The sequence below is a fragment of the Spirochaeta thermophila DSM 6192 genome (genome assembly GCF_000147075.1).
GTDB lineage: Bacteria > Spirochaetota > Spirochaetia > Winmispirales > Winmispiraceae > Winmispira > Winmispira thermophila_A.
This window is the reverse complement of sequence record NC_014484.1, coordinates 1,739,840-1,766,213: the sequence shown is the minus strand read 5'-3', so window position 1 is coordinate 1,766,213 and position 26,374 is coordinate 1,739,840. Positions and strand designations below refer to the sequence as shown.

Sequence of the window (26,374 nt, the reverse complement as noted above, 5' to 3'; positions counted from 1 at the left end):
GGCGGCCATGGAGCTCGTGCGCGAGAGCACCTATCGTTACGTGATCCCCCCTCATGAGGATATGCGGGTGCCAGCCGTGGTGTACACCACCGAGGACCTTCTCCCCCTCCTCACGAAAGACGAGGCCCTGAGGCAGCTCACTAATGTGGCGCGACTCCCCGGGGTGGTGCGGTGCGCGGTGGGCATGCCCGACATGCACCAGGGGTACGCCTTCCCCATAGGCACGGTGGCGGCCTTCGACATAGAGGAGGGCGTGGTCTCACCCGGCGGGGTAGGGTTCGACATCAACTGTGGGGTGAGGGTCATCCGCACCTCCCTTACCGCCCCCGAGGTGAAGGGGGTCCTCGAGGAGCTCGGGAACATCCTCTTCGCCACCGTACCCGCAGGCCTTGGCTCCCGAGGGCTCGAGAAGTTCTCGCACAAGGAGGCCCGGCGTGCCATGAGGAAAGGGCTCGGATGGGCCCTGGAGAAAGGCATGGCGATGGAGGAGGACCTTGAAGCCACCGAGGAGGAGGGATGCCTCAAGGACGCCGACCCCCAGCTGGTGAGCGACGAGGCCCTCGACAGGGGCCGGGAGGAGTTCGGCACCCTGGGGAGCGGCAACCACTTCCTCGAGATCGACGTGGTGGAGAAGGTCTTCGATCCTAAGAAGGCGCAGGCGCTTGGGCTCTTCGAAGGGCAGGTGGTCATCTGGATCCACACTGGCTCGCGGGGCCTCGGCCACCAGATCGCCATGGACTACATGGAGAAGATGCGGCCCAGGATGGAGTCCTACGGGATCCCCCTCTTCGAGCGCGACTTCGTGAGCCTTCCGGTGAAGGCCCCCCAGTCCCAGGCCTACCTCGGCGCCATGGCAGCGGCCGCCAACTTCGCCTGGGTGAACCGGCAGCTCATCACCCACCGGGTGCGGGAGGCCTTCTCCCGGGTCTTCCGCAGGCCGGGGGACGAGCTCGGCCTCTTCCTCCTCTACGATGTGGCGCACAACATCGCCAAGTACGAGGTGTACAAGGTGGACGGTGCCGAACGGATGCTCCTCGTGCACCGCAAGGGCGCCACCAGGGCCTTCCCCGCAGGCCATCCCGCCCTCAGGGGCATCTTCCGCGAGGTGGGGCAGCCGATCCTCCTTCCCGGGGATATGAAGCGCGGGTCGTACATCCTGCTCGGCACGGAGCGGGCGCTCGAGGAGAGCTTCGGGAGCGTGGCCCACGGTGCGGGCAGGCAGATGAGCCGCCATGCGGCCAAAAAGGCGTTTGGTTTCAAGGAGATGCAGGAGGACCTCGCCCGGGATGAGATCCGCCTCTATGCGGTGGACAGAAGGCGGGCCCAGGAGGAGGCGCCGGGCGCCTACAAGGACGTGGATACGGTGGTGAAACCTCTCGTGGGGGAGGGGCTTGCAGTGCCGGTGGTTCGTACCCGGCCCCTCCTGGTGATCAAGGGGTAGGACGTGGTCTGGTACTTCGCCTACGGCGCCAACATGGACCCAGAGCTCATGCAGCGCCTGGGGTGCCGGTGGACGGAGCGGAGGCGGGGCTTCCTGTCGGCGCATTACAGGGAAAGGCTCCTCGCACGCCCGCTCCTTGACCTCCCGCCGTTCGTGCCTCAGAATAATAGGGACAAAGCTATATAGCACACGCGATGTGTTTCAAGGAGGGACCATGAAGATAGGATTCATCGGGCTCGGCTCACTGGGCTCCGCCATCGCCGGGAGGCTCGCCTCGTGCGGTCACGAGCTCCTCGTGTGGAACCGTACCAGGGAGAAGGCCGAGGCCTCTGGATTCCCGGTCGCTGATTCCCCTGCGGACCTCGTCTCACGGAGCGAGGTGGTGTGCCTCTGCCTCTTCGACAGCACGGCGGTGAGAGACGTGCTGTCGGGGGAGGACGGGATCTGCAGCGTCGATCTCTCGGGCAAGGTGGTCGTAGACTTCACCACCAACCACTACAAGGAGGTGACCTCCTTCTACGACCTCTGTCGTGCCCGTGGTGGGGAGTACCTGGAGTCTCCGGTCCTTGGCTCGGGGGTACCGGCCTCCAAGGGGGAGCTCACCGTGGTGGTGAGTGGAAAGGAGGATGCCTTCAAACGGGTGGAAGCCCCCCTCCTCTCCTGTATAGGCAGGCACATCTTCTATCTCGGTGAACCCGGCCTTGCGAGCAAGATGAAGGTGGTGAACAACCTCACCCTGGGGGTGTTCATGGCGGCCATTGCCGAGGCCCTGGCCGTGGGAGAGGCTGCGGGTATCTCCCGGCAGACGGTCCTCGACATCCTGTCGGTAGGAGGTGGTGAATCGCTCGTACTCCGGGCGAAGAAGGATCGGCTCGTGAAGGAGGATTTTTCCACCCACTTCTCCAACGCGCTCATCTACAAAGACCTGCACTGCCTCGAAGACCTCGCGTACGAGCTCAAGAAGAGCGTGCCCACGGCCGCAGCGGCGAAGGAGCTCTTCGCCCAGACCTTCACGCGCGGGTGCGCGCACGAGGACTTCTCCTCCGTGTGGAAGGTGGTGAGATGACCAGGCCTCTTTCCATGAAGTGAGTGTTCGGGGGAGACCTCCTTTCTTGACAGTCGTGATAAATTCTTTTCATATTGTGAAGACATACCTGCATGGAGGGACTCATGGGCGCACCCGATATAGAGAGGATTCGTCACTCTGCCGCGCACATCATGGCCGATGCGGTGCTCAGGCTCTTCCCGGAGGCAAAGTTCGCCATAGGGCCTGCCATCGATACCGGGTTCTACTACGATTTCGATCTTCCCCGTTCGCTCACGCCCGAGGATCTGGAGAAGATCGAGGAGCTCATGCGCAAGACCATTGAGGAGGACCTTCCTTTCGAGCGCGAGGTGATCTCCAGAGAGGAGGCGCGCGAGCTCTTCAAGGATCAGCCGTACAAGCTCGAGATCCTGGAGGAGATCCCCGAAGGGGAAGAGGTCTCCATCTACCGGCACGGTACCTTCGTGGATCTGTGCCGGGGCCCGCATGTGGAGCGGACCGGCCAGATCAACCCCGATGCGGTGAAGCTCCTCTCCATCGCCGGTGCCTACTGGCGGGGGGATGAACGACGGCCCATGCTCCAGCGGATCTACGGGACGGCATGGCACACGCCCAAGGAGCTCCGTCAGTACCTCGAACACCTCAAGGAGGTGGAGAAGCGCGACCACCGCAGGCTCGGCAAGGAGCTCGATCTCTTCTCGGTGCACGAGGAGGCGGGTCCCGGTCTCATCTACTGGCACCCCAAGGGGGCCCGGATCCGCCTCGAGATAGAGAACTTCTGGCGAGAGCAGCACCTTGCGCGGGGCTACGAGGTCCTCTACACCCCCCACATCGGCAAGGCGTGGCTCTGGGAGACCTCGGGGCACCTCTCGTTCTACAAGGAGAACATGTACGCCCCCATGGAGGTGGACAAGAGCGACTACTACATCAAGCCCATGAACTGTCCCTTCCACATCATGATCTACAAGACCAGGCTCAGGTCGTACAGGGAGCTCCCCCTCAGGTGGGCCGAGCTCGGCACGGTGTACCGGTATGAGCGATCGGGTGTGCTCCACGGGCTCCTGCGGGTGAGGGGGTTCACCCAGGACGACGCGCACATCTTCTGTACGCCCGAACAGATAGAGGACGAGATCTTGGAGACGCTCAGGTTCTCGCTCTTCATGTGGGAGACCTTCGGCTTCTCCGATGTGAAGGCCTACCTCTCCACGAGGCCTGAGAAGAGCGTGGGTGAGCCTGAACGATGGGAACAGGCCACCGGCTCGCTGCGAAAGGCGATCGAGCGAGAAGGGCTCGACTACGAGGTGGACGAGGGAGGCGGTGCCTTCTACGGCCCGAAGATCGATATCAAGGTGAGGGATGCGCTGGGGAGGGAGTGGCAGACCTCCACGATCCAGTTCGACTTCAACCTCCCGGAGCGGTTCGATATCACCTACGTGGATGCCGACGGGAGGGAGAAGCGGCCCTACATGGTGCACCGGGCGCTCCTCGGCTCGCTCGAGCGTTTCTTCGGGATCCTCATCGAGCACTACGGCGGGGCGTTCCCGGTGTGGCTCGCCCCTGTGCAGGTGGTGGTGATCCCGGTCTCGGATGTGTTCGCCGGGTATGCGCAGGAGGTGGTGAGGGCGCTGCGGGAGGCGGGGGTGCGGGCGGAGGCCGACCTCTCGGCGGACCGCATGAACGCCAAGATCCGCAAGGCCCAGCAGGAGAAGATCCCCTACGCGGTGATCGTGGGGCAGCGGGAGCAGGAGGGGCGGACGGTCTCGGTGCGGGTGAGGGGAGGGGAGCAGCGAAATGGGGTGGCGCTGGGGGCCTTTGTGGAGGATGTGGCGCGCAGGATGCGCGAGAGGGTGCTGGAGCTATGAAGACTCACACGAGGCAGCGAGAAAGAGGGGGATACATGCGACCGGATGATGCGGTGAGACGGCTCAAGGACTACTGGCGGGAGGTGGTGCTCCTCTCCCACGTACAGGCCCTCCTGGGCTGGGATCAGGAGACCTACATGCCCGAGGGGGCGGTGGAGGAGCGGGCGGCGCAGCAGGCCCTGCTCCAGGGGCTCATCCACCGGCGCAAGACCGCGCCCGAGGTGGGGGAACTGCTCGCGGCCGCGGGGGCGAGCGAGGAGCGGCCGGAGGGGGCGGAGGAGCTGGGCGAGGTGGAGCGCGCCCTGGTGCGGGAGACCTACCGGGAGTGGCGGAGGGCCACGAAGCTGCCGGAGGACCTCGTGCGACGGTTCGCGGAGACCACCAGCAGGGCCCAGGTGGTCTGGCAGCGGGCGAGGGCCGAGGACGATTTTGGGATGTTCGCCCCCCATCTCGAGGAGATCCTCTCCCTTGTGAGGGAGATCGCAGAGCGGCTCGGGTACGAGGAGCACCCCTACGATGCCCTCCTCGACGAGTACGAGCCGTACATGAAGGCCTCCCAGGTGCGGGCGGTCTTCGACCAGCTCGAAGGGCCCCTGGTCCGGCTTCTTGAGGAGATCATGGAGGCAGGCGAGGTGGACGACTCCCCCCTCCATCGGCACTTCCCGAGGGAAGGCCAGGAACAGGTCTCACGGCGTATCCTCACGGATATGGGCTTCGACTGGAAGAGGGGCCGGCTCGATGTCTCGGCCCATCCGTTCACCACGACCCTCGCTGAGGGGGACATCAGGATCACCACCCGTTACATGGAGGATTTCCTCCCCTCATCCCTCTTCGGTTCCATCCACGAGGGGGGGCATGCCCTCTACGAGCAGGGTATAGCCGAGGATCTGGCGGGAACCATCCTCGCGGACGGCACGTCCCTGGGGATCCACGAATCCCAGTCGAGGTTCTGGGAGAACGTGGTGGGGAGAAGCCGGGCCTTCTGGCAGAAGTACTTCCCGCTCCTCAAGGAGACGTTCTCGTCTCTCTCGGATGTGGAGTTCGAGAGATTCTATCGGGCCATAAACAAGGTGAAGCCCTCGCACATCAGGGTGGAGGCGGATGAGGTCACCTACAACCTCCACATCCTCCTCAGGTTCAGGCTCGAGCTCGCCCTGGTAGAGGGTCGCCTCGCCGTGAAGGATCTGCCTGAGGCCTGGCGGGAGGAGAGCAGGCGGCTCCTCGGCATCGTACCGGAACGGGATGCCGAGGGCGTCCTCCAGGACATCCACTGGTCGTTCGGGGGGATCGGCTACTTCCCCACCTACACCCTGGGGAACCTCTACAGCGCCCAGTTTGCCCGTGCGATGGAGCGCGATCTGGGAGACCTCTCCTCCCTCATCGCCGAGGCACGGTTCGACGCCATCCTCGGCTGGTTGCGGGAAAAGATCCACCGTCACGGCAGGACCTATCCCGCCCATGAGCTGTGCCTCCGGGCCACCGGTGAGACGCTGAACCCAGACTACTTCCTTTCGTATCTCAGAGGGAAGTACTCCGATGTCTACGGCCTATCTTGAGGCCCTCCTCGCATCACCCTCCTTCTGGTCGTTGCTCGTAGGAGCACCGACGGGTCTGGGGCTCGCGCTCGTGCTGTGGCGTACCCGGAAGAAGAGGCCCCGCCTTGAGTGGGGCTTCTTCCTTCTCTCCTTTGCCGTGCTCCTGTGGCTCTTAGGGATCTTCGTGACCGAACCGGAGGTGCTCACCAGCCGTGCGTTCATCCTGGGAGTGGTGTTCTGGGGCGCCATCATCTTCCTATGGAGGGTGTTCCTTCCCGTGGGTGTGGGTCTCTCTCTCGGATTCCTGCTCTTGCAGGTATGGACCCTTCTCGTGTTCCTGCCCGGATGGTATCCCGCCGCTCCTTCGGACACCCTCGCCCTCCTCACTCCCGTACGCGTCGAGGACGATCGAGTGCGGCTGGAACTCCTTTCCCCCCGCTTCCGTGGGGCGGACACCACGTACCTCACCGTGGGGCGGGGTACGCTCACGGTTTCCCTCGTATCCCTCCCTCCGGGTATGTGCCTCCTTCCGGCCCGGGTCTGGTGGCGACCGGGCGAGACCGGGGAGAACCCGGCCCCCTTCCTTGTCCGGGAGATGAAGGTGGAAACTCCCGCTGATTTCGAGCTCTTTGTCACCTATGTGTTGCGGGAAAAAGGTGGTCAACTCCTCCTCGTGAGAGACCGATAAGGACACTGACGGATCCCATGCAGATAGTGCTCTACAAGAAGGCGAAGGATACACACACCCACTACTACGAGATAAACGACCGGCAACTCCATCTCTTCTCGAGCTACGGGTTCACCGTGAGGTGGTGGAGGGAAGGGGCCTCTTCGAGGGAGCGCCACTACTCGTTCCCCTCACGGAGCGAGAGGGACTCCGCCCTCCAACGACTCCTCCAGAGAAAGTATCGAGAGGGCTACCGGGTGCTCTACCACTATTTCCGCCACAGGTTGCCGGCCGCCCTCCCCGGTCTCCTCCGTCGTATGGGAGGGGGATAGGCCCCCTACGGCTTCCCCGCCTCTTCCAGTTCGAACTCGTGGACCCTCTCCTTGAGTTCGTCCATTCGCAGCTTCATTTCCTGGGCGAGGCTGTCCACCTCGTGCATGGCCTTGCTGATCTCCCCGATCCCTCGCTCGATCTCTTCTATGCTCTGTTTCACCATCAGCGACGTGCTTTGCGTGCTCTCCGCTGCCTGGTGGATCTCGGAGATCCTTCCCGCGATTTCGTCCGATTCCCCTTTGATCTTTCCCGTGATCCGGGTGATGGTATGGATGTGTTCGAGGATCTGGGTGCTCGCCGTGGAGAGTTGCGTCATGATGGAAGCGATCTCCTCGAGGCTGTAGGTGAATTTCTTCATCTCCTCCCTGATGTGCTCGAAGGACTCTGCGCTCTCGTTGCTCGTCTGGAGGGCCTTCGTGACCTGTTCCGTCATGCCTTTGAGCGCTCGAGTGATACCTCCTGCGTGCTGCTCGGTGGATTCCGCCAGCTTCCGTATCTCTTCGGCGACGACCGCGAATCCCTTGCCGGCTTCCCCCGCGTGTGCGCTCTCGATCGCCGCGTTCATCGAGAGGATGTTGGTCTGTTCCGCGATGGAATCGATGATCTCGATGATCTCCTGGACGTTGGTGATCTCCCGCGAGACGGTGGAGATGACCTCCTGGGTGCCGGCGATCTTCTCCCCGTTCTCCCTGATGAGCTCCATGAGATGCTGGAGCCCTTCCCTCCTCTCCCGGGCGAGGCTGGAGGCCTGCTGGATGGCGGCATTCATCTCCTCTATGGCCGACGAACTCTCTGCGATGTGTGAGGCCTGCCGCTGTATGTCCTGGTGGATCTCCTCTATCCTCCCTACGATGGAAGAGATGGCCCCTCCGGTCACATCGATCGCCCGTTCGAGATGCTCCACCATTTCTCGGAAGGAGCCTATGTTCCTGGTGATCTCCTCCACGGACGCCGCCGATTCCGAAAGCCCTGTTGCGAGGGCGTTCTTGAGCGCCTCCACCTCCGCTGCCGCCTGCTGGACCGAGAGGAGGAAGGACCGCAGCACGTCCATCACCTGGGAGGTGTGGAGCGCAATCTCACCGAGTTCATCTCTCCGGCCTCCCAGGGTGTCGAGTTCCCTGATGATGGAGGGTGTGATCCTCTGTGTCTTGATCTCGCCGATAAGGGTGTTGATCATCCGGATCCGCTGAGAGAGGCTCCGGGTGATCCGTATGACGAGGAGGGCGGAGAGAAGAATCGAGAGCACGAGCAGAGAGATCACCCCTGTGTGGATCAGCTGTTTCGTTCGTGTGACGTGCGTCTGTACCTCCGAGGAAAGCCGCATGAGTTGTGAGGAGAAGAACTCCTCGGCCACATTGATGGTGGTATAGAGGTAGCCCATGGCTTGGGTGATGTAGTATCCCGCCATGCCTGACTCGCCCTGATTCGTGAGCAGGTCCACCTGTATCTGCAGGAGGCCCCGGCGGAACCGTTGCGGGATCTGGACATCGGTGAGGAGAGCGTTCACCTGCTGCTCAGTCTGGGAGAAGAAGCGCTTGTTGAGCCGCCAGAGGTGGGGGATCGCGAGGATGTCTTCTCTCAGGGATGCCGGAAGATACCGGACTCCACGATGGGTGGAGAGGGCCTCTATCCTCTCTTCCACCGTAGCGATCGCCTCCTTCCACCGGGCGAGGATGTCCTCGAGGTATTCCGTGGATCTGCGGGCGGTGTCGTAGGCGATGAGGTCTTTCGAGGCCGAGATGAAGTCGCCTGCGGCGAGGAGGAGGTTGTGCGTCTGGAGCTGCACATCCTCGAGCAGGGTCGAGAGGTGATTCTGCACCAGGAGGGATCCCATCCCCAGGAGGAGGAGGAATCCCGTAGCGAGCACCACGAGGAACAGCCGGGTTCGTAATTTCATGTATCCTCCGACTAACCCCGGGCCATAGGGCCCGGGGAGTGACAACTGTGTCGTATCCCTTACTATATCGCAAGTTGCTTATAAATCTAATGATTCTCTACTCTTTTGTCCACACGGCCCAGTCGTTCCCGTAGGCGGTGAGGGTCCACTCCGAAGAGGGGTTGTAGGACAGATCCGGCCCTATCTTCACGATGAGTACATCGTCTATACGGGCCACGTACTTCCCCGAGTCGGCGGCGAGCACGTCGACCGAACTCGTGGAAGTGATACCCTTGTTACGCCTTATCTGGATGAGGGTGCTGATCTTGTTCCTGAGGTCGCTTCCCCAGTCGAAGAAGTGGGGCCAATACACGCAGGGAACACCGGGATGGGTGAGGATGTAGGCGTATCCCTCTTCCACCTTGTCGGACGGGAAGGGCCAGAGGTTCTGCCCACCGCCGGGAGAGGGACCGGTATCGTGATTATCGATAAACGTGACCGACATCTGGGGCCACCATCCGATCGCCCCTATGGGCTTTCCTTGAGAGTCGACGAGGCGCCAGTACTCGCTCCGCTCCACGGCGAGCTGCAGCTGCCACTTGGTGGTGAAATCGAAGACCATGGACTTCCCCCCTGTGGCGTCGATCCAGTCCATGAGCCTCTGCCGGTGGTAGTTCACCGCATCTCCCGAGGCATAGTAGTCGCCCGTGATATCGGGCCAGAGTTCCCCCACCGAGAGGTAGGGGCTGGTGGCGTCGTTGTAGATTCCCACGTAGTACCCGCTGTATCCCCGCACGTAGTCGTAGCGCCACCCGTCGAATCCCATGCTGTGCTTGAGCCAGGAGAGCCAGTAGATGATCTCATCCTGTACGTCGTAGTAGGTGTGGTCGAGATCCCTTGCCGCCGAGAAGCCATCTCCGGTGTCGGGGTTCCCGGTTCCGTATCCCCACTCGTCGTCACTGGTGACTGCCCGGGCGTTGTCATCGAAAGCGGGGTCGGAAAAATCGGCCCAGTCGTAGGTCCCGACACGGTGGTTCACCACGATGTCGGCGAGTACCTTTATCCCCCTGCGGTGAAGGGCGCTGATTGCCGAGGTGAGTTGAGACTGCTCCCCATAAGAGGAAGAGAGGTTGTACCACTCCCTGGGAAGGTAGCCCTCATCCGATGCCGCATCGGAGGGAGGGGGAAGCCAGACTACCGTGAAGCCTGCCGAGGCGATGGTATCGGCGTTCTGAGCTATCACATCCCACCAGGGAATGGAGCTTTGATGGGATTCCCAGTGGAACCCCTGGAGCATGACGTCGGCACGCGAACCGAAGTAGGCCGCGCGGGACACCTCTCCTCCCTCTTCATCGTAGTGGGTGGGGCACCCCGTGATGAGTAGGATGAGGAAGAGGAGAGGGAGCCAGAGGTCGCGTCTGTCTCGTCTCATGGCATCCTCCTGTTAAATCGTTTGCAAAGTAATGGTACACCCTGTTTTCGCTTCTGTCAAATTTATTGCTTTAGAAAGTGCTGAAGGATGGCCTTGCATATAACCTCTTGTTTTCTGAACAAATAAAATTCTTAAAATTTTTCTTGCGCTCATGACGGGGTGGTGGTATAATAATGCAAGCGATTGCATAACATGATGGCCGATGTTGAGTGATTTTCTTTCGATTTGGAAGAGGATGAAGATATTATGAACAGTTATATCGTTTTTTTGAAAACAAATAACTATAAAAAGCGTTTACCATCGTTTTGCTCTTATAGTGAAAACGATGCCCTCGGTGAGGGCGATATATGACCTATGAGGAGGTCGTTATGAGAAGAGTCGTCTTGACAACCTTTCTTCTTGCCGTACTGATCCTACCTCTTGCGGCAGAGGTCTCCTGGACACTGGAGGAGGATGGACAGACGGTCACCGTCACCTGGGTCTATGAAGACCCCGATGCCCAGGAGGTGTATATCGCGGGTACGTTCAACTCCTGGGATCCTCAGGCCACCCTCATGACAAAGGAGGATGGAGGACGGTGGACGTATACGCGTCAGTTCTCCATCAACGACACGATCCAGTACAAGTTCGTGGTGGACGGAACGTGGGTCACCGATGAGACTGCCCCCGATTTCAAGGACGACGGTTTCGGGGGAAAGAACAGTTACCTCAACCTCATGCTCCTCATCAGCCAGGAAGCCCAGACTGAAGAGGGTGGGGCTGCCCCCAAGGTGAAGCTGCCCACCATGTCGCCTGTGACCTTCGGTACCTGGACGATTCTGCGAAGCGACACGGGTTTCCTCACGAGGGATCTCGCCACCGGAGAGAAGAGCGGGTTCGAGCTCGACTACTCCCTGCTCTATGCGAGCTCCTACTGGAAGCTCCAGGGCGACATCCTGCCCGGATGGAACATCTATGCCGAGCTGCAGGTGGCCGAAGCGAGCAAGTATCTCTACAAGGCGAGTACGGTGAAAGGGGAAGAACCCGAGGTGCCTTTCAAAGAGGGCCTGGAGGATGTGCTGGAGTCGGCCTTCCATCCTGCTGACGCATGGCTCAATGACACCTCGCCGGTGCTCGGTCATTTCAAAGTCCGCATCACCAATCCCTATGTGAACATCTATACGGGCTACAAGTGGTCGAAGGGGACGGAACACGTCTTTCTCTTCAATACCTCCAATGCCGACGACAACGATGCGAACGCCGGGTTCACCGAGCTCTCTCTCGGTGAGAAGCTCTCATCGATCGGAGATCGGGTGAGCCTCGATGTCGTGGTGGCTCCCAATAAGCGTCTGGGGACGGATGGGGTGTACAGTTGGTTCACCACCACCTATGACGATGCCTACACCCTCGATCTCGCCTTCAACTCCGTGACGGAGGAGGAGAGTCTCTTCAATTACAGCAGGAACCACAGGGGTATGTTCTCGATGGGAATAGGGGCCGAGCCTCTCGATGGGCTCTCCCTCAAGGCAGCATACCTCCTCTCCTACCAGGTGCTGGACAAGGAATTCCAGGACCTGACCGATGACAGTATGGCATGGGGGCTTGAAGGATCGTACCAGCGCGATACCTTCGGGGTGAGCCTCACCACGAAGCTCGCAGGTCCTCAGGCAACCACCATCTATGGGGATGACGATACCGTGAAGCCGGGGAATTTCTATGTGGAATGTACCCCCTGGTTCTCTCTGGATGGGGTCAGTCTTTCTCTCACCACTGAGGCCACCTTCACGAACGAGCTCGATAAGATCGGCGAAGAGGACAAGTCATTCTACTACAAGCCTCAGATCGATGCGGATCTCTCTCGGTGGGTGGGTATACCCCTCACCACCTCGCTCTACACACGGATGCAGATGGACTTTATCGGTGAAGACAGCGATCTCGGTTTCAAGCTCATGGATGTGGGATCCAAAACTTCATTCAAGAACCTCGCCTCGTTCCTTCCTGGGTTGGATGTCTACTATGCGGTGGCTCTCGCATACGGCGACTACGATGTGATCGAGAAAACCTACCCTGCTGAGGTGCTCTACAACACGCTCCTGGTCGATGCAACGCTGCCTCAGCAGATGGGCCTCACCACCGGTCTCATCGTGCGCAGCAACCTCAAGGAGGAGGACGATCCCACGCTTGTACCTTTTGGTATGACTATGGGGGCAAGCTGGACCGTGCCGTCGTCTTCCCTCAAGAATCCTGTGCTCTTCGCAAACATAGAATACAACTTCCATCCCTACGGGAAGGATGGAAAGGATGAGGTCTTCGACCTCGATGAGTATCGTCCCTCCAACCTGGACACCCAAGGCACCGCCAGGTTTGTGTGTGGACTGAGATGGGATTTCTAATGCCATGAGGAGGTTGGTATGAAACGGACGATTGGAAGACTGTTTTCAGTGGGTGTGATTGCGGTTCTCCTCTCCTCGTGTGAGGGAGACCTGCACAATCTGCTCACTGCGGATGTCTACTGGATCCCCAACAGTGAGGTCCAGGCCACTATAGAGGACCTGGGGCCCAGCAGCGTCGACCTCCAGGGCGGCTACGAGGTGGAATTGGTGATCCAGAACGCCCTCTGGCCCGGGGAGACCGAGCTCGCGCTCGCAGGTCAGATCCTGGGAAAGATCGAGAACGGGGCCGCCACTTATTACGGGGACATGTGGGGAACCGCGAAAGACAACCTCACCTTCACCCTGAGTGGAGGTACGGCCACCTACACCTTTGCGGTGATGCCCTCCTCCGGGTTCGAGAACTGGGAGAGGGGACCCTGGGTCACCGCCGATGTCGATGTCTCCTTCGCTGTGTTTGAGGCCGGCACCTGGGACAGGAAGATCGGATGCTGGGATGACGCGAAGGAGGGGGAGGATGGCAACTTCTTCCTCGACTTCGGTAGTATTCCCACAGGCCACAAGGTCCGCATCACTATAAACTGTGCGCTTGCTCAGGACCTGTGAGTTCCCTCCTGACACAGTGGGGAGCGTCGCTCCCCACTGTGTTTCTTTTGCTCTTATGGAAAGAGCGCAGTATATAGTTTTTATTATGAGAGGAGAGCGTATGCGGTACGACGTACGAATGGGTCTCCTCGCCGTGTTCCTGCTCGTTCCCCTCTTGGGGGTGTGGGCGGGAGGTAAGGCCGAGGAGGATGTGCTCTATGTGAACCTCGTGTGGCACCAGCACCAGCCCCTCTACTACAAGGAGGGGGATGTGTACTCCCGCCCCTGGGTGAGGGTGCACGCCACCAAGGACTACTACGACATGGCCGCTATCCTTGAGCAGTATCCCGACGTCCATGTCACCTTCAACCTCACCCCTGTGCTCCTCCGTCAGCTCGACGACTTCATCGCAGGGGCGAAGGACAAGTACTGGGTGCTCGGGGAAAAGCCCGCCTCACAGCTCACCAGGGAGGAGAAGCGGTTCATCCTGGAGCGGTTCTTCGATGCCAATCACGACAACCTCATACGCCCCTTCCCCCGTTACTGGGAGCTCATGAAGAAGCGGGATGCCGCGGGAGGCATCGATCGTGCGATCGATCTCTTCACCGAGCAGGACTTCAGGGACCTCCAGGTGTGGTTCCAGCTCGCCTGGTGTGATCCCGATCTGAGGGTCAAGGAGCCGCTCGCCTCGCTCGTGGCAAAGGGGCGGAACTTCTCGGAAGAGGACAAGAAGGTCCTCTTCGATGAGATCTCGCGCATCCTCGAGGAGGTGGTGCCCATACACAAGAAGCTCATGGCGCGGGGGCAGATCGAGGTGATCACCACGCCCTACGCCCACCCCATCCTCCCCCTCATCTACTCCACGAAGATCATGGAGAAAAACGATCCGGGCTCACCCATGCCTGAGCTCTTCTCCTATCCCAACGATGCGATCGCCCACCTTAAGAAGGCCCGCGAGGTCTACAAGGCCCACTTCGGGAGAGAACCCGTGGGGCTCTGGCCCGCCGAGGGGTCTGTCTCCCAGGAGATCGTGCCTCTCGTCGCGAGGGCGGGCTTCTCCTGGATGGCCTCCGGTGAGCAGGTCCTCGCCAAGTCGCTGGGACTGGAGGGGTTCACCAGGGATGCGAATGACACGGTGGAGCAGGCAGATCTCCTCTACCGGCCCTACTACGTGAAGGGACCGAAGGGCGAGAAGGTGGCTATCGTCTTCCGGGACAACAGGCTCTCGGATCTGGTCGGGTTCGAGTATTCGGGGATGAGCGGCAAGGCCGCGGTGGACGACCTGTTCAGCAGACTCTCTCGCATTAGGCAGAAGCTCAAGGGCAAGGGGGGGAAGGGGCCGTACCTCGTCTCGATCATCCTCGACGGCGAGAATGCGTGGGAACACTACAAGAACGACGGAAAGGACTTCTTCCACGAGCTCTACCGCAGGCTTTCCGAGACCCCCTGGGTGAAGACCATCACCCCCTCCGAGTTCCTCAGGCGGTTCCCCGAGCAGGAGACCATTGAGGAGCTCTGGCCCGGCTGCTGGTTCACCCCCGACTTCAGCACGTGGATAGGAGAGGAGGAGGAGAACAGGGCCTGGAACCTCCTGGGAATGGTGCGCGCCCATCTCGCGAAGTACGACATGTACCACTATCGAGAGGCGCCGCCTGAGGTGCTGGAGAAGGCCCTGGACTACATGTACCTCGCAGAGGGATCCGACTGGTTCTGGTGGTACGGTGCTGACCAGGATTCGGGGGTGGACGAATACTTCGACCACGCCTTCAGAACCCTCCTCAAGCGGGTCTATGAGACCCTGGGCGACCCGGTGCCGGCTCTTCTCGAGGTGCCCGTGATCGCCGAGCGGCCCGTCATGGAGACCGCGAGCCTTGAGACAGCGATACGGCCTATCATCGACGGGAGGATCGAGGCAGCCGAGTGGAAGGGGGCAGGGCGGTACGTGAAGCCCGGCGGTGTGCAGGCGGCCGCCCACGCAGAGCTCTCCGAGGTGCGGTATGGGGTGAGCAAGGAAGGGCTCGTGCTCGCCTATACCTCGCGGAATCCGTGGGACACCATCTTCACGGATGCGAGCATGGAGGTGTACTTCCAGCTTCCGGGATCCCCCGTGACCTCTGTGTTCAGGCTCGACGGGAAGCATGCCGTGGGATTCCCCGCGTCCCACGCCTTGCGGTACGATGGTACAGCCCTCGCATGGTACCAGGCCGATGAGAAGAAGGGCTGGGAGAAGGTGAAGTACGCGCCTCTGGCGGCGCGGGCGGGGCGGAACCTGGAAATCCTCCTTCCCTATGTGGGACTCCCTCCCATGGAGACAGGCCAGGAGGTGAGGATCAAGACCTTCCTCGTGGGACGTGAGGGGACGAGGGATGCCCTTCCCCAGGACGGCCACATCCGCGCGGTGCTTCCCGATACGGGGCAGACCACGACCCTCCTCGATGTGGCCGACCCGGAGGGCGATGACCACGGACCGGGTTCCTACACCTATCCGCTCGATCCTGTGTTCGCCCCGGGTTCCTTCGATGTGGTGGAGTTCTCGGTGGCGGAGGGGGTTGAGGATCTCATCTTCACCTTCCGCATGGCGAGTCCCATCGCCAATCCGTGGAACTCGCCCATAGGGCTCTCGCTCCAGACCTTCGACGTGTACCTCGACGTGATCCCGGGAGAGGGGGCGGCGAACTTCCTCGAGGGGCGGAACCTCACCACAGAAGGCGACTTCCTGTGGGACTACGCCGTCTGGGTGGAGGGATGGAACCAGAAGGTGCTCGTGCCGGCCGATCCTGCCGATCCCGTGTCGGGGTTCGTGGAGTCGACCGAGGTGAAGCCCCAGGTGCTCGTCCAGGCGGGTGCCGGGAAGGTCTCCATCCGCGTGCCCAAGCGCATCCTCGGGGATGCGCGGTCCTTCCGAGTGGCTGCGTGCGTCCTCAGCCAGGACGGCTTCCCCTCGGCAGGGGTGAGGAGGGTGCGTGACGTACAGGCCGAGGCGGCCCAATGGCGGTTCGGCGGCGCGCAAGGGGATACTCCCACCCGGGTGATCGACCTGGTGTGGGACGGAACGCCCTCCCAGGAGGAACAGCTCTCCAGGGGCGAGGTGCAGGCCTACACCGTGGAGAGGCCTGCGCCTTAGCGGGTCTCTCTCATAGCCGTCAGTGGAGAGGGGAGGGCCATGTGTCTTTCCCCTCTCTTTTTGTGGGGGGATCCTGACCGGGCAGAGCAGGAGGGAGGCCCTCGTCTTCAGGGTTCACGTCACATTCCGGAATGGCTATGGATGGAGGGGAAGCAGGGAGTTAGGTCTCCGCGGTGTGGGATTCCTCCTCGTGGGCGTACTGCCAGAGTTTGACGAGCTTCTCGGCGAGCGAGGCGGCGAGGATGACGCTCGCGGCCACGTCCACGGCGGGGAGGATGGTCCTGCTGAGAACTCGTGAGGTGATGAAGAGGTTGAGGATGTGGAGTCCGTAGACCACCATGATGGCGAAGATGCTCGTCTTGGAGAGGAGCGATGTCTCCACCTTCACCTTTCCCTTGATGAGGAGGATGATCCCCATCCCGAGGCCCTGGGTGAAGAGGCGCACGAGGACCACCCAGAGGAACCACATGGGGATGAGCCGGTAGGTGTAGAACACGATGGAGATCACCATGAGCACGGTGTAGTCGCTCATGCTGTCGAGGTAGGTGCCTATCTTGGTGATCTCCCCGGTCCTGCGGGCGATGAAACCGTCGAACAGGTCGGAGAGGAAGACGAGGCCCGTGAAGACCACCACCAGCACGGCGAGGGAGGGGTAGTCCCAGGTGATCACCAGGAGGATGGCGAGGGTGGGCATGGAGCTTATCCGGAAGAGGCTGAGGTAGTTGGGGATGTTGATCCGAAGGAGGAAGCGCCGGTGGGAGAGGTTGTAGAAGTCCTTCCGCTGGATGATGAGGAACCCGGCGAGCATGAGGTGGAAGAGCACCGAGAGGATGTAGTAGAGGAGGATACGGTCGTCGAATCCTATGTCGTAGAGCCAGAGGACGAGGAGCATGCCGAACCACTGGATGAGGCCCAGGAAGAGCACCGTGCCGCAGATGTGGGCGATGGGGATGTACGTCTCTTTTTTCATTGGTTCTACTCTACCCATCGCCCCGCCGGCTGTCAACAAACGATCCCCGAGAACGGTGCGCCTTGACAGGGGCTTTTTCGGATCCATAAAATTGGGTATCTTTTCGATACCACAGAGAAAGATCCTGGACTCTCACGGAGGCGCGCCTTGTACAAGCCTGTCGATCCCAAAGTATCGTTCCCCAAGATGGAAGAGGACATCCTCGCGTTCTGGCAGGAGCATGGTATCTTCGAGAAGTCCATCGCCCGGCGTGCGGGGGCGGAGGAGTATGTGTTCTACGACGGTCCTCCGTTCGCCACAGGGCTTCCCCACTTCGGGCACTTCGTTCCGGGTACCGTGAAGGATATCTTTCCCCGTTACAAGACGATGCGGGGCTACAAGGTGGAGCGTCGTTTCGGATGGGACTGCCACGGTCTCCCTGTTGAGTACGAGATGGAGAAGGAGCTGGGGATCTCGGGGAAACGCCAGATCGAGGAGTACGGCGTGGCGCGCTTCAACGAGGCGTGTCGTTCCATCGTGCTGCGGTACGTGAAGGAGTGGCGCCAGATCGTCACCCGGATGGGCCGCTGGGTCGACTTCGACAACGACTACAAGACCATGGACCCGGACTACATGGAGACGATCTGGTGGGTGATGAAGCAGCTGTGGGAGAAGGGGCTCCTCTACGAGGGGTACTACATCCTTCCGTATTGTCCGCGGTGTTCCACCGTGCTCTCCAACCACGAGCTCAATCTGGGCGGGTATCAGGACGTGCACGATCCCGCCATCACCGTGCGGTTCCGCGTGAAGGACGACAACCCGAAGGGATGGAAGGATACCTACATCCTCGCCTGGACGACCACGCCCTGGACCCTTCCCTCCAACCTCGCCCTGGCGTTGGGGCCCGATATCGAGTACGTGCGGGTGAAGGATGGTGAGGACTACTACGTCCTCGCGAAGGAGCGTCTGTCGACCTACTACCGGAGCGAGGACGAGTACGAGATCGTGGAGACCTTCACGGGCAAGGATGCGGTGGGGATCCCCTACGAGCCGCTCTTCCCCTATTTCGCGGATCTGGCCGGTCAGGGTGCCTTCCGCACCTGGACGGGCGAGTTCGTGACCACGGAGGAGGGCACCGGCATCGTCCACATCGCGCCCGGGTTCGGCGAAGACGACTACCGGCTCCTCAAGGATTCGGGGCTCCCGGTGGTCTGTCCGGTGGATGCCGAGGGGCGATTCACCGGAGAGGTGGGCGACTACGAGGGGCTCTTCGTGAAGGATGCCGACAAGGAGATCATCCGGCGGCTCAAGGAGGAGGGGAAGCTCGTCAAGCGGGAGCAGTACCTCCACGCCTACCCGCACTGCTGGCGGTGTAAGTCGCCGCTCATCTATCGGGCGATCTCCTCGTGGTTCGTCGCCGTGGAGAAGATAAAGGAGAGGATGATCGCGAACAACGAGAAGATCTACTGGATGCCCTCCCATATCAAGCACGGCAGGTTCGGCAAGTGGCTCGAGAACGCGCGCGACTGGGCCATCTCGCGGAACCGCTACTGGGGGAATCCGCTCCCGATATGGCGGTGTGAGGCGTGCGGTCACACCGAGTGTATCGGTTCGCGTCAGGAGCTTAAGGAGAAGAGCGGGGTGTGGCCCGAGGACCTGCACAAGCATTTCGTGGACGAGATCACCTATCCGTGTCCGTCGTGCGGGGGGACCATGCGCAGGATCCCCGAGGTGCTCGACTGCTGGTTCGAGTCGGGGGCCATGCCGTATGCGCAGAATCACTATCCGTTCGAGAACAAGGAGAAGTTCGAACGCCACTTCCCGGCCGACTTCGTCTGCGAGGGGATCGACCAGACGAGGGGCTGGTTCTACACCCTCCTCGTGCTCTCCACGGCGCTCTTCGACAAGCCGCCGTTCCTCAATAACATCACCACCGGCCTGGTGCTCGCGGCCGACGGGAAGAAGATGAGCAAGTCCGAGCGGAACTACACCGATCCCAAGGATGTCATCGAGACCTTCGGGGCGGATGCGCTCAGGCTCTTCCTCATGCATTCGGCGGTGGTGCGGGCCGAGGAGCTGCGCTACTCCGATGAGGGGGTGCGCGAGGTGCTCAAGAACGTGCTCATCCCTCTCTGGAATGCGTATGCGTTCTTCGTGACGTACGCGAACATAGACGGTATCCGGCCCACCGCTCCGCCGGAGGATCCGGCCCATCCGCTCGATCGCTGGATCCTCTCGGAGGCGCAGCGTCTGGTGCTCACGGTGACCGAGGAGATGGACCGCTACGATCTGGTGCGGGCCATCGACCCGATCGTGGCGTTCATCGACAGCCTCAACAACTGGTACATCCGCAGGTCGCGTCGCCGGTTCTGGAAGTCGGAGAGCGATGCGGACAAGCGGGAGGCGTATGCCACGCTCTGGACCGTGCTCATGACCCTGGTGAAGGTGGCGGCGCCGATTGTCCCGTTCATCACCGAGGAGATCTACCGGAACCTCCGCACCGAGGAGATGCCCGACTCGGTCCACCTCTGCGACTGGCCCGAGGTGGACGAGCGGCGCAGGGATACGGTGCTCGAGGAGAAGATGCGGATCGTGCGGCGGGCGGTGAGTCTGGGCAGGGCCCTCCGGAGCGAGCACAACATCAAGACCCGTCAGCCGCTCAAGGCGATCTACCTGGTGACGAGGGACGAGCACGAGCGGAGGGTCCTCATGGAGATGGAGGACATCGTCCGCGAAGAGCTGAACGTGAAGCAGGTGGTCTACCGCGAGAACGAGGACGACGTGGTGGAATACCGGGCCAAGCCCAACTATCCGGTGCTCGGAAAGCGTCTCGGGCCGCTCATGAAGAAGGCGGCTCGGCGTATCGAGGCGCTCTCGATGGAGGAGATAAAGGGGTTGCTCGACGGGGCCACCTTGGTGCTCGACCTCGACGGCGAGCGGCTCGAGCTCACGAGCGAGGGGATCGTGGTGCAGCGGATCGAGAAGGCGGGGCTGAAGGTGCTCAACGAGGGGTCGCTCACGGTGGCGCTCGATACCGAGCTCTCTGCGGAGCTCGTCCGCGAGGGGTTGGTACGGGATTTCGTGCGTGTGGTGCAGAACTTCCGGAAGGAGAAGGGGCTCGAGGTGACCGATCGGATCCGGCTCCACTACCAGGTGCCGGACGACCTCGCGGAGGCGATCGAGGCCTTCAAGGAGTATGTGATGAACGAGACCCTCGCGGTGGCGCTCGTCCCGAGGGATGATGGGCAGGGGCTCGAGCGGGTCTCGTGCGGTGATGCGGAGTGCGGGCTCGTGGTGGAGCGGGTGGAGGAGTAGGGATGCACAGGCGGGCAGGTTGGGGTCTCCTCTTCGTGCTGGTCTTCGCCGGGTGTGCCACCGGGCCTGCGGTGCTCGAACGGGTGTACGTGCCCGAAGGGGGTGCGTCGGTGAGGGTGGATGTGACGAGGCCGGGGGGAAGGGCGTTGGCGGGGTGGTTCGTGGAGAGGATGGGTGCGGGGGAGGTGGTGCGGGAGGTGTTGGGACGGAGCAGGGAGGTGTTCCTGGTGAGGGGCGATGGGGGGTGGTTCGTGTGGTGCGTGGGAGGGTTTCCGGGGACGTTGTGGAGGTTGGGGCTCGGGGTCGAGGGGTGGGAGAGAGGGGGGGAGCTGGACTATCCCGGGGTGGGTGAGGTGGAGTGGTTCGAGGGGAAGGACGGTGAGGGGGTGGTGCTGGTGGGTCGGGCGGCGGTGGGGTATGCGGAGCAGGGGTGGGAGGGGGTGAGGTGGCGTGAGGTGCGGGAGGTGTTCGCCTGGCCGACACGGGATGCGGAGGTGGTGTGGGAGGCGGGGGCGGTGCCGGTGGTGGGGACGCTCGCAGGGATGGAGCGGGTGCGCTGGTGGGGGGTGGAGGAGGAGGGTGTGTGGGAGCACGGGATGCGGTGGGAGTACGGGGAGGGGGTGTCGCTACGGGGTGTGCGTACGCTCCTCCGCCTGGTGCTTCCCGGGATGTTCGCGGCGGTCTTCGAGCGGGATTTTCTCGATACGTGGAACGCGTTGGAGTTCACGGAGGAGGGGGAGGCGTTGGGGGTGCGGTTGCCGGTGGTGTCGCAGGGGGAGCTGGAGCGGGCGTTGGAGGCGTGGTTCGGCTTGGGGGAGTAGTGGGGCCGTGGGGCCGTGGGGCGCACGCCCCGCGGGAGTACGTGATGTACGAGGAGGTATGTCCTATGCGGGATGTCGACGTGGTGGTGGTGGATTACGAGGCCGGAAACCTGAGGTCGGTGGAGACGGCCCTCTCGGCTCTGGGCGTGCGGTACGTGGTGAGCGGGGATCCGGAGGTGGTGCGGCGCGCGGGCCGAGTGGTGGTGCCGGGGGTGGGGGAGGCGAGGGCGTGTATGGGGGTGTTGGGGGAGCGGGGGCTGGATGAGGCGTTGCGGGAGGTGGTGGAGCAGGGGGTTCCCTTCCTGGGAATCTGCATAGGGTGCCAGCTGGTGCTCGAGTTCTCCGAAGAGCGGGAGACCGATACGCTAGGCTTCCTCAGGGGGCGCGTGGTGCGATTCCCCTCCCTACCCGGGCTCAAGGTGCCGCACATGGGTTGGAACGGGGTGGAACACGTGAAACCGCATCCGCTCTTCGAGGGGATCCCCTCCGGTGCCTCGTTCTATTTCGTGCATTCCTACTATCCCGTGCCGGAGGAGAAGGAATCCATCGTGGCCACCACGGAGTACGGCGTGCGCTTCGCCTCGGCGTTCGCAAAGGATAATCTCTTCGCCGTGCAGTTTCACCCTGAGAAGTCGGGTCCCTACGGGCTCAGGCTCCTCGAGAACTTTTTCAGTCTCTAGGGGGCGGATATGTTCAAGAAGCGCATCATCGTGTGCCTCGATGTGAAGGATGGTAAGACCACGAAGGGGGTGAAGTTCAAGGGGAACGTGGACATAGGGGATCCGGTGGAGATGGCGAAGCGCTACTACGAGCAGGGGGTCGACGAACTCGTCTTCTACGACATCACCGCCTCCGCCGAGCGGCGGAAGATCATGACCGAGGTGGTGGCGCGCGTGGCCGAACAGATCTTCATCCCCTTTGCCGTGGGGGGCGGGATCGGCTCGGTGGAGGACATGAGGGCGGTGCTTCTCGCCGGGGCGGAGAAGGTGAGCGTGAACAGCCAGGCGGTGCGCAATCCTGCCGTCATAGAGGAAGGCGCCGGCCTCTTCGGGAGCCAGTGCGTGGTACTGGGGATGGACGTGCTCAAGGACCCCTCGATGCCCTCGGGGTATCGCGTGGTGATCGACGGAGGAAGGACCCCCACCGATCTCGATGCCCTCGAGTGGGCGAAGAGGGCCGAACGGTTGGGGGCGGGTGAGATCGTGCTCAACTCCATCGATGCCGATGGGACGCAGGAGGGGTATGAGCTCACGGTGACGCGCATGATCTCGGAGGCGGTGGATATCCCGGTGGTGGCCTCGGGAGGAGCCGGGCGTCCCGAACACCTCAGGGATGTCTTCATCCAAGGGAAGGCGGATGCTGCCCTCATTGCCTCGATGGTACACTACGGAGCGTACACCATTCCCGGGATCAAGCGATACCTCGCCTCTGAGGGGATTCCTGTCCGGATGGACGGCATCCCTTCGGAAGCCTGACCCTCTTGTCATAGGTTTTCCCCTATAGTATATTCCCTACAAAGCGTGGTTCGTGATGATTCCCACCTAGACGACGAGTATGAAGTGAGAAGGAGGGTGCTATGCCCACGTACGAATACGAGTGTACGAGTTGCGGACATGTGTTCGAGGCGTTTCAGTCGATTTCGGAAGAGCCGATACGAGAATGCCCTGAGTGCGGGAATACCGTGAGGCGGCTCATAAGCGGTGGAACCGGTGTGATCTTCAAGGGGAGCGGGTTCTATGTGACGGACTCGAAGAAAAATTCGTCATCCTCCGAGAAGAAAGAGAAAAAGTCGTCGGACTCTGCAGCATGATGAGCTCGCTCATATGTGAATCGGGCCGAAGGCCCGGTTTTTTTATGTCTTTTCAGGTTCTCCTTGTGTGAAGACGAGGTGTTCCGATCTCTCGGCGGCCTCCTCCAGGTGCGGTTCGAGCTCGAGTGCCTGGTAGGCCGCTCTCATCGGTTCGAAGTGAGGCCGGATGAGAGGATGTTCCGGAGAGAAGAGCGTGCAGCAGTCCGCATAGGGGAGGATGGATGTCTCGAAGGTTCCGATTCGCCGCGCGAGGGCGATGATCTCCTGCTTGTCCATCCCCACGAGGGGGCGGAAGACGGGCAGATCGGTGGTGTGCTGGGTGAACCTCATGCTCTCCGCGGTCTGACTCGCAACCTGTCCCAGACTTTCTCCCGTGATGAGGCAGGATGCACCCACGCGTCCGGCGAGGATGGTGGCGATGCGGACCATGGCGGCCCGCATGTGGAGGGTGATCTCGTTCTTCCGGGCATGCCGATTGATGTGGATCTGGGCCTCGGTGAAGGGTACCACGTGGAGGTCAACCCGCCCCGTCCACCGGCTCAGGATGGCGGCGAGGGTTTCCACCTTCTTGCGGGCGTCGTCCGAGGTGTAGGGATAGGTGTGGAAGTAGGCGGCGTGGAGTGCAAGCCCTCGTTTTGCCATGAGATAGCCGGCCACCGGGGAATCGATGCCGCCCGAGAGGAGGAGCATGCCGGTCCCGCTCGATCCCACCGGCAGCCCCCCGGGACCGGGCACTTCTTCCCAGAAGAGGTAGGCCTTGTCCCTGATCTCCACCTTGATGCTCCAGTCGGGGCGGGTCATCCGAACGGAGAGCCTGGGATCGTGTTCGAGGAGGAGGGCGCCGAGTTCTTTTGCGATGTCGTAGGAGGTGAGGGGGAAGCTCTTGTCGGTACGCTTGGCCTCTATCTTGAAGACGGTAGTCCCGGTGGTCTCTACCGCCTCCCGGGCCAGGAGGAGGGCGGCTTCCTTTATGGCCTCCATCTCCTTGGGAAGCTCGAGGGCGGGTGCGTATTTCACGATCCCGAAGGTCGAGCCGAGAGCCTCCCTCACTCTGCTCTCCTGCTCGGGGCTGCAGGCGATGTAGAACCGCTGGTGTTTGTGCTCGATCTGGACGTCTCCGCCGATGCGTTGGAGTATATTCCTCTTGAGCGTCTCCTCGAAGAAACCCTTGTTCTCGCCCTTGAGGGTGAGTTCGCCGCACATCACGATGAACACCTTCCTCATCCCGTACTCCTTTCGGTCTCAGATTGATGGCTCCACCGACTTCCGTGGGGTCGAAATCCCTATGCGCAGGAGGCGATCCTGCTCCGGCTCGAGATCATCGGGCCACCTTCATGAGGAGTGGGAGTTCCTTCCTCGCATATCGCAGGAACTCCTCGATGTCATCCTCCGTGGTGTCGGGGCCGATGGAAATGCGTATGCTCGAGAAGCTCAGCCCGTCCGGGATACCCATCGCATCGAGCACCCTTCTTCCCTTGCCCTTGTGAGAGGCACAGGCCGATCCGGTGGAGACCGCGAATCCGGCATCGTTCAGGACCCGCTGTATGACCTCGCCGGGGACGGGTGGAAAACTCACGGTGAGGATGAAAGGGGAGTAGCGTTCGGGGGCGACGAGCCGGTCCCGGGGAAGGATGTGCACCCCCTTCATCCCGCACAGGCCCTCGATGAGGCGGCCCATGAGGCGGGAGGCCTGTTCCGCCCCTTCCTCACGTCGGCGTACCGCCCGACTGAGGGCTTCCGCACCCGCCACGATGCCGGGCAGGTTCTCTGTGCCCGGCCGCATCCCCCACTCCTGACCACCGCCCGCGTAGAGCACCTCTATCTGTCGGGCGAGGTAGAGTATCCCCACCCCCCGCGGCCCTCTGAACTTGTGCATGCTCACCGAGGCCGAATCCACTCCCAATGCCTCGAGGTCTACCGGTATCTTACCCACCGCCTGCACCACATCGGAGTGGATGTGGACTCGTCTTCCGGCCCGCTCCCGCACCGCCTCCGCGATTTCTCCCACCGGCTGGATGGCCCCCGTCTCGTTGTTCACCAGCATCACGCTCACGAGGAGGGTGTCGGGTCTCACCGCTTCCACGACATCCTCGGGGTTGAGTATCCCGTCCGGTCGGGGCCGCACGCTCGTCACCTCGTAACCCAGGCGCTTGAGGAGGAGTGCCGGCTCCCAGGCCGAGGAGTGCTCGACGGCGGAGGTCACCACATGGCCCTCTCTCCGCCTGAGCAGCAGCGACGTGAAGACGATGTTGTTCGACTCCGTCGCCCCGGAGGTGAAGTATATGCGTTCCGCCTTGGTCCCGAGGGCCGTGGCCGTTTTCTCCCGTGCCTCGTGGAGCGCCTCCTGGGCCTTGCGGCCCATGGTGTGGAGGGAGGAGGGATTGGCGAACAGGTCTTCCGCAACCCGACGTTGCAGGTCGAGGATCTCGGGATCGGGTGGGGAAGTGGCGGCCCAGTCCAGGTACACCCTCATAGCGGCTCAACTATACCGCAAAGGTCCTCCTCCTTCAAGGCGAACCGCTCATGCGGGGAACGTCCGTGGCGGACGGGCGCCGGGAACGAGGGGGGAATCCGGAAGGGTTCCTCTGGTTCCGGGATCCAATCAAGAGAAAAGATTCGATTACCCTGCCCGTTGTACGTTTGACCGTGATGTCGGTATATTAGGAATATGGTTCATGCGGATCCGTGGACGGAATCTCCTTTTGGCCATTCTTGTTCGAAAAAACATTTGCAATTTTTGGAGAAATTGTGTATCCTGGAGATGCGTCTCAGTCATAGGCCGAGTGCTATTTCTTAATGCGGTAATCATGTGGAGCGGATCATGGACGAGAAGGGAAAGTTGCTCTGTTTCAAGGAAGAGCTCGTGGAACAGTACGCGAGGAAGTTGAAGGCCTGCGGGCATCCCGTACGCCTCAAGTTGTTGTGCCTCATCGCCACAGGGGAGGAACCCTGTGTCTCCGATCTGTGGACTTGTCTCGAGCAACCTCAGCCGGTGGTGTCGCAGCATCTGGCGGTGCTGAAGGAACACGGCATAGTCCGGGCCGATGTGAAAGGCAACAAACGTACCTATTCACTGGTCGACCCTTTTGTGAAGGAACTCCTCTCCCTCATCCTGAGTCGAGAGAGGGAGACATCTCCATGACCTCCCGCGGCTGAGGGGTGTTGGGGGACTCGACGAACAGGAGTAGATGAGGAAGGCCCTCTCTTCTC

20 protein-coding genes are annotated in these 26,374 nt (G+C 61.6%); 15 read left to right on the top strand and 5 right to left on the bottom strand.

The features are described 5' to 3' along the window. Positions 1-7 precede the first annotated feature (7 nt). The 6 genes from STHERM_RS07985 to STHERM_RS07955 all read left to right on the top strand — a co-directional run bounded on the left by STHERM_RS07985 (position 8) and on the right by STHERM_RS07955 (position 6,882). Positions 8-1,441, top strand: coding sequence for an RtcB family protein (locus tag STHERM_RS07985; RefSeq protein WP_013314384.1), 1,434 nt, complete (start codon positions 8-10; stop codon positions 1,439-1,441). A 214-nt stretch (positions 1,442-1,655) separates the two neighbouring features. Further along, the gene (locus STHERM_RS07975) at positions 1,656-2,507 is read left to right on the top strand and encodes an NAD(P)-dependent oxidoreductase (protein ID WP_013314383.1); all 852 of its coding nucleotides are present in this window, start codon (positions 1,656-1,658) and stop codon (positions 2,505-2,507) included. A 104-nt stretch (positions 2,508-2,611) separates the two neighbouring features. Beyond that, on the top strand, positions 2,612-4,348 hold the full coding sequence (thrS, locus tag STHERM_RS07970; RefSeq protein ID WP_013314382.1) for a threonine--tRNA ligase: 1,737 nt from the start codon (positions 2,612-2,614) through the stop codon (positions 4,346-4,348). A gap of 35 nt (positions 4,349-4,383) precedes the next feature. Next, positions 4,384-5,904, top strand: a complete 1,521-nt coding sequence (locus STHERM_RS07965; RefSeq protein ID WP_013314381.1) for a carboxypeptidase M32 — start codon at positions 4,384-4,386, stop codon at positions 5,902-5,904. After that, positions 5,885-6,571, top strand: a complete 687-nt coding sequence (locus STHERM_RS07960; protein WP_071650344.1) for a hypothetical protein — start codon at positions 5,885-5,887, stop codon at positions 6,569-6,571. Before STHERM_RS07965 ends, STHERM_RS07960 begins: the two co-directional genes overlap by 20 nt. Before the next feature lie 17 nt (positions 6,572-6,588). Next, the gene (locus STHERM_RS07955; protein ID WP_013314379.1) at positions 6,589-6,882 is read left to right on the top strand and encodes a WGR domain-containing protein; all 294 of its coding nucleotides are present in this window, start codon (positions 6,589-6,591) and stop codon (positions 6,880-6,882) included. 5 nt (positions 6,883-6,887) lie between these two features. Here the strand turns inward: STHERM_RS07955 and STHERM_RS07950 are convergent, their stop codons facing one another. After that, entirely contained in the window at positions 6,888-8,780 is a 1,893-nt protein-coding gene (locus tag STHERM_RS07950) for a methyl-accepting chemotaxis protein (protein WP_013314378.1), read from the bottom strand. A gap of 97 nt (positions 8,781-8,877) precedes the next feature. Continuing rightward, positions 8,878-10,191 carry an alpha-amylase C-terminal beta-sheet domain-containing protein gene (locus STHERM_RS07945; protein WP_013314377.1) on the bottom strand — a complete coding sequence of 438 codons (1,314 nt, stop codon included), beginning with the start codon at positions 10,189-10,191 and terminating at the stop codon, positions 8,878-8,880. 368 nt (positions 10,192-10,559) lie between these two features. On the opposite strand from STHERM_RS07945, the gene STHERM_RS07940 reads away from it, so the two are divergent. The 3 genes from STHERM_RS07940 (at position 10,560) to STHERM_RS07930 (ending at position 16,269) form a co-directional block, all read left to right on the top strand. Beyond that, entirely contained in the window at positions 10,560-12,563 is a 2,004-nt protein-coding gene (locus STHERM_RS07940; RefSeq protein WP_013314375.1) for a glycogen-binding domain-containing protein, read from the top strand. A gap of 18 nt (positions 12,564-12,581) precedes the next feature. Then, positions 12,582-13,166 (top strand): hypothetical protein, encoded by a 585-nt coding sequence (locus tag STHERM_RS07935; protein WP_013314374.1) that lies wholly within the window; start codon positions 12,582-12,584, stop codon positions 13,164-13,166. Between the two features lie 85 nt (positions 13,167-13,251). Further along, the gene (locus STHERM_RS07930) at positions 13,252-16,269 is read left to right on the top strand and encodes a glucodextranase DOMON-like domain-containing protein (RefSeq protein ID WP_237223235.1); all 3,018 of its coding nucleotides are present in this window, start codon (positions 13,252-13,254) and stop codon (positions 16,267-16,269) included. 160 nt (positions 16,270-16,429) lie between these two features. Here the strand turns inward: STHERM_RS07930 and STHERM_RS07925 are convergent, their stop codons facing one another. Further along, a complete protein-coding gene (locus tag STHERM_RS07925; protein WP_013314372.1) occupies positions 16,430-17,239 on the bottom strand; it encodes a CDP-alcohol phosphatidyltransferase family protein in 810 nt (269 codons plus the stop codon). Positions 17,240-17,386: 147 nt separating this feature from the next. Between STHERM_RS07925 and ileS the strand changes: the two genes are divergently transcribed. The 5 genes from ileS to STHERM_RS07900 all read left to right on the top strand — a co-directional run bounded on the left by ileS (position 17,387) and on the right by STHERM_RS07900 (position 23,164). Then, the gene (ileS, locus tag STHERM_RS07920; RefSeq protein ID WP_013314371.1) at positions 17,387-20,533 is read left to right on the top strand and encodes an isoleucine--tRNA ligase; all 3,147 of its coding nucleotides are present in this window, start codon (positions 17,387-17,389) and stop codon (positions 20,531-20,533) included. A gap of 2 nt (positions 20,534-20,535) precedes the next feature. After that, positions 20,536-21,354, top strand: a complete 819-nt coding sequence (locus tag STHERM_RS11890; RefSeq protein WP_013314370.1) for a hypothetical protein — start codon at positions 20,536-20,538, stop codon at positions 21,352-21,354. A 65-nt stretch (positions 21,355-21,419) separates the two neighbouring features. Then, positions 21,420-22,034, top strand: a complete 615-nt coding sequence (gene hisH / locus STHERM_RS07910) for an imidazole glycerol phosphate synthase subunit HisH (RefSeq protein WP_013314369.1) — start codon at positions 21,420-21,422, stop codon at positions 22,032-22,034. Positions 22,035-22,043: 9 nt separating this feature from the next. Next, positions 22,044-22,829, top strand: coding sequence for an imidazole glycerol phosphate synthase subunit HisF (hisF, locus tag STHERM_RS07905; protein WP_013314368.1), 786 nt, complete (start codon positions 22,044-22,046; stop codon positions 22,827-22,829). Between the two features lie 101 nt (positions 22,830-22,930). Then, positions 22,931-23,164 (top strand): FmdB family zinc ribbon protein, encoded by a 234-nt coding sequence (locus STHERM_RS07900; protein ID WP_041623454.1) that lies wholly within the window; start codon positions 22,931-22,933, stop codon positions 23,162-23,164. A 42-nt stretch (positions 23,165-23,206) separates the two neighbouring features. Here STHERM_RS07900 and thiI read toward each other — a convergent pair whose 3' ends face one another. Next, positions 23,207-24,388, bottom strand: coding sequence for a tRNA uracil 4-sulfurtransferase ThiI (gene thiI, locus STHERM_RS07895; protein ID WP_013314367.1), 1,182 nt, complete (start codon positions 24,386-24,388; stop codon positions 23,207-23,209). A 94-nt stretch (positions 24,389-24,482) separates the two neighbouring features. Next, complete coding sequence (locus STHERM_RS07890) at positions 24,483-25,637, bottom strand: cysteine desulfurase family protein (protein ID WP_013314366.1); 1,155 nt, start codon at positions 25,635-25,637, stop codon at positions 24,483-24,485. 348 nt (positions 25,638-25,985) lie between these two features. Between STHERM_RS07890 and STHERM_RS07885 the strand changes: the two genes are divergently transcribed. After that, positions 25,986-26,306, top strand: coding sequence for an ArsR/SmtB family transcription factor (locus STHERM_RS07885; protein WP_013314365.1), 321 nt, complete (start codon positions 25,986-25,988; stop codon positions 26,304-26,306). Positions 26,307-26,374 lie beyond the last annotated feature (68 nt).